The 4,201-nt window shown below is 59.1% G+C and carries 4 protein-coding genes; all 4 read right to left on the bottom strand.

The genetic code is table 11. The features are described 5' to 3' along the window. A partial coding sequence (locus ACIQVE_RS11505; RefSeq protein WP_402808024.1) for an alginate O-acetyltransferase occupies positions 1 to 998 on the bottom strand: 998 nt, incomplete at its 3' end. A gap of 10 nt (positions 999 to 1,008) precedes the next feature. After that, positions 1,009 to 2,574, bottom strand: coding sequence for an MBOAT family O-acyltransferase (locus tag ACIQVE_RS11500; RefSeq protein WP_402808021.1), 1,566 nt, complete (start codon positions 2,572 to 2,574; stop codon positions 1,009 to 1,011). 320 nt (positions 2,575 to 2,894) lie between these two features. Then, on the bottom strand, positions 2,895 to 4,019 hold the full coding sequence (locus ACIQVE_RS11495) for a mannuronate-specific alginate lyase (RefSeq protein WP_402808018.1): 1,125 nt from the start codon (positions 4,017 to 4,019) through the stop codon (positions 2,895 to 2,897). Positions 4,020 to 4,027: 8 nt separating this feature from the next. Continuing rightward, positions 4,028 to 4,201 (bottom strand): alginate biosynthesis protein AlgX (locus ACIQVE_RS11490; RefSeq protein WP_402808205.1); only part of this gene is annotated, 174 nt, incomplete at its 5' end.

The raw sequence follows: 4,201 nt of genomic DNA, 5'->3' as shown, positions 1-4,201 counted from the left end.
AAGTCATCGCTTTTCAGGTAGCTGAGCATCGGCAGAATCGGGCCGTGGCCGTCTTCGGCGTAATTGACCACGTCGCTGTGCAGCGCTTGTTTCAGCGCACCGACGAAGTTCCAGTTGGGGTTGGCGCTGTAGCTGGTACCGATCAGCGCGACCGGCACTTCGCTGTTGGCGAACAGCGCGTCGTCACCGGCAGGTTGCTCGCCAGCGGCTACGGTGTTGCGCTTTTGCAGCGGCTCTTGTGCCGGCATCAGGTTTTCGAACAGCGGATCAAGCGGCAGGAACAGACGCAGATCGCCCTTGTGCGTGATCTTTTCCGCCGGCGTAGTAACGAAGCGCTGCGGCTCGCCGCTGAGCGGGAACTTGTCGGCGATGGTCTTGGCCAGGGTGTTGGCGGCGACTTCGGCACCCTCTGGCGTCCAGTGGGTGTCAGTGCGCAGGAACACTTGCTGACCGTTCTGCTTGGCCTGCTGCAACGGCTTGAGCAGATCGGGCGCGAGGATCTTGTCCGCCGCCACCCGGGCGTGGAAGTCCTCGTAAAGGTTGGCGTGGATGCTCGAAGGTTTCACTTCACCCAAGTGTTCCGGGTACAGACGAACCTTGGCCGGCACGATCGCCATCACCAGTTTCACGCCTTTCTCTTTGAGGGTCTGGCGCACGCCTTCAACCAGCGCGTAGTTGCCTTGCAGGTTCAGCTCTTCGTTGACGATCGGGTTGAATTCCTCATCGCTGTACAACCACTGATCGCGACCGAGCACGACGCCCGGACGACCTTCGTTGAACAGTTTGAAATCCAGCGCGGCCCAGAGGTTGGTGCCCAGACGCTTGATCGGAAACTCTTCGTCGTAATGGGTTTCCACAGCCTTGGTCCAGCGGCCATTGAGCACCGTTGCCTCGGCGTTGGTGCTGAATCCGAAGAAGCTGCGAACCGACCACAGACCGAGCACCAGCAAGGTCACCAGGAACAGCGCGATGTAGAAGATGCGTAATGAGCGGGTCATGTCAGATCCCTCAGAACTGGAAGTAAAGGAACGGCGAAAAGCTTTGCGCCGAGAGTTTGAGAATCGAGGCAATGAACAGCAGCAGAATCACGGCGCGCATTGCGTAACGCGACCAGTCAGCCGTCCAGTAAGCCGGTTGCACCTGGGCTTCGACGCCGACGGTGTAGCCGGGCTCGTGGATGCTTGCCGGGTTGTCGCCGGGCACTGCCTTGATCATTCCAGGGGTTGCAGCGGCAGGGCCATCGGCCTCGACGGTGACGTCTGGTTTGGCCTTGACCGGTGGCTGATTGGTGTACAGATCACGCAGGCCGAAGAACGCCAGCGTTACGTACGCCACCACCAGAGTTGCCACTTGCAGACCGGTGAGGTTGGCCTGATTGAGTTCAGACAGCGACCACTCACCGAAGCTGAACATCGCGCCGTACATACGACCGGCAACGTGCAGGTTCTCAGCGCGGAAGATCACCCAGCCCATCACCACCAGCAGGAAAGTCAGTGCCCAGCGGATCGGGTTGAGGCTGCGTGGCGAGGTGTTCAGGCCCAGCGCTTTTTCAATTGCCAACCACATGCCGTGCCAGGCGCCCCAGATGATGTAAGTGATGTTCGCGCCGTGCCACAGACCACCCAGAAGCATGGTCAGGAACAGGTTGCGATAGGTCATCAACGTACCTTTGCGATTACCGCCGAGGGTGATGTACAGGTAGTCACGCAGCCAGGTCGACAGGCTGATGTGCCAGCGACGCCAGAACTCGGTGATCGACTGACTGATGTACGGCTGCTTGAAGTTTTCCATGAAGCGGAAACCCATCATCAGACCCAGACCAATCGCCATGTCGCTGTAACCGGAGAAGTCGAAATACAGTTGCGCGGTGTAAGCCAGTGCACCCAGCCAGGCATCGCCCGTGGTCGGGTTTTGCAGGGCGAAGCAATGGTCGGCCACCACAGCGAGGGTGTCGGCGATGAACACCTTCTTGATGAACCCTTGCATGAACCGCGTGCAGCCCTCGGAGAACTTGTCGACGGTGTGCGTGCGGTTGTTGAACTGATCAGCAAGGTCGCGGAAACGCAGAACCGGGCCGGCAATCAAGTGCGGGAAGATCGCCACGAACGCCGCGAAGTCGATCAGGTTGCGCGTAGCCGGGGTGTCGCCGCGATACACGTCGATGATGTAGCTGATCGACTCGAAGATGTAGAACGAGATACCGATCGGCAACAGCACGTGGGTCAGGATGAACGGCGACAGACCGACTGACGTCATCATTGCGTTGATGCTGTCGACGCCGAAGTTGGCGTACTTGAAGTAGCCGAGGATGCACAGATCCACCCCCACGCCGAGCAACAGCCAGCGCTGCGCCGGTTTGGTCCGTACGCCCGCAGCACCGACTTTCAGGCCGATCCAGTAGTTCCACAACGTGACGGCAGCGAACAGCGCCAGGAAGTCCACCCGCCACCACGCATAGAACACGTAGCTGGCAAGCAACAGCAGCAGATTGCGATAACGAATCCCGCTCAGGTAGTACATGCCGAGAAAGATCGGCAAGAACAGAAACAGGAACACGTTGGATGAAAATACCATCCCGATCTCTCCAGTTTTAACCAACAGTCAAGGGCCAAAGCCCCCCCAAACCCCCCGTGGTAGTGGAGGGGTGATGCGTGTTTCCTTGAGGTTCGAGCAGGCCTTCAAATCGCGCCCCTCACCCCCCGCCCTCTCCCGGAGGGAGAGGGCGCCTGATCTCCATGGTTTTCAAAATGGAGATCGGCTCGGTATTTCATGTCGCCAATGAAGCTGCTCAGATCCTGAGTTCGGCTCGGTATTTCAGGTCTGCGGCGTTCGTCCAAGCACCTCGGTCAGTCCCCTCTCCCTCCGGGAGAGGGTTAGGGTGAGGGGCTCTTGCTTCATGAGCCTTTCCCGCCTTTTTCATGCGACGGGTCATAAACCTTGGTCAGATCCCCGCCAAGGCGGAAGGTCTTGAACGGCTGCATGCCGTGCTTCTTCTCGATCACATCGGCCGGGCAGGTGTAGAGGGTGCAGAACGGTTCGAGCCAGGCGAATTTGGAGTCGACCTTGAGGTCGTCCATGTCTTGCTCTTTGCCATTCTTCTTCTCGAACTCGTCCGGGTCTTTCACACCCGAAAGCACCCGATCACCCAGACGCTTCAGCGCACTGTTGTTTTCCTGACGCAGATCGACACCGTTCACCTGCGCGAAACTGGCAATCATCGCCAGCGGTGGCAGGGCGTAGTTGTGATAGGCGAGGGCGCGTTGCTGGCGCTTGAGTTCGTTCGGCAGGAAACCGTCAGCATCGACTTGATTCACGCCGACCTTGTATTCCTTCACTGCCCAGTCAAACAGGTCGCGACGGTTGGTGGCGATGGACGTCGCCATCACCGACCATGCAGCCCAGTACGAGTGGTTGTTGGTTTTTTCCAGCGGCAGGTTGTCCCAGTCGCTGACCACCTGATCGGCCATTTTGCTGAACCACGCCTCGATCAACTGCGCTTCCTGCTGATGCTGCGCCAGTGGATGCGAGTCAGAGAATTTCAGGTGAATGTACGAAGACGCCATGCTGCCCAGCGCCCATTTGCGCATCGACTTGCCGGTGTGGTTGAAGTCTTTCGACATCAACGCGTCAGCCTTGGCCCACGCGGTCAGCCAGTTGAGCGTGCATTCGAGCTGCTCCGGGCGACCGTCGCGCATGAATTGCATCACGCGTTTGGCGGTGCCGCGTTCCAGCGTGGTGATGTCTTTGGTGGTGTCGCGGAAGGCTTTTTCCGACTGCACGTTCAGGGTCGAACGGGCCTTGTCGGAGCCTTCGTATTTGCTGCGAAATTGCAGCGCGCCGGTATACGGCGTCGGCATTGCATCGCAGCCTTCGCTTTTGTCGCCGGTCTTGAATTTATCCACAGGGGCGAAATAGCCCTGAGGTGGACGCAGTGGCGCGGCGGCCTGCGCAGTGCCGGCGAAGATCGCCAGCCCGAGCAGCGTCGGCGCTAAAAGAGTTTTCAATTTCGAATTTCGCATAGCAGACCTCATTGCCCGGCCTGAGCGGTTTGTTGCCCAGCGCCCGGGAATACGTTGCGTTTGCAGATTTTCGCTTCGACTTTCTGTGGCGCGGCGCCCGCTTCCGGGCCCTGGACTTCGACTGCCAGCAGGTTTTGCGTGGCCCAGTCTTCGTCCGTGCGCAACTCAAAGGCGAAACGACC

The sequence above is a fragment of the Pseudomonas sp. NPDC098747 genome (assembly GCF_044760045.1).
In the GTDB taxonomy this organism is placed as follows: Bacteria; Pseudomonadota; Gammaproteobacteria; order Pseudomonadales; family Pseudomonadaceae; genus Aquipseudomonas.
This window is presented reverse-complemented; position numbering and strand designations above follow the sequence as displayed.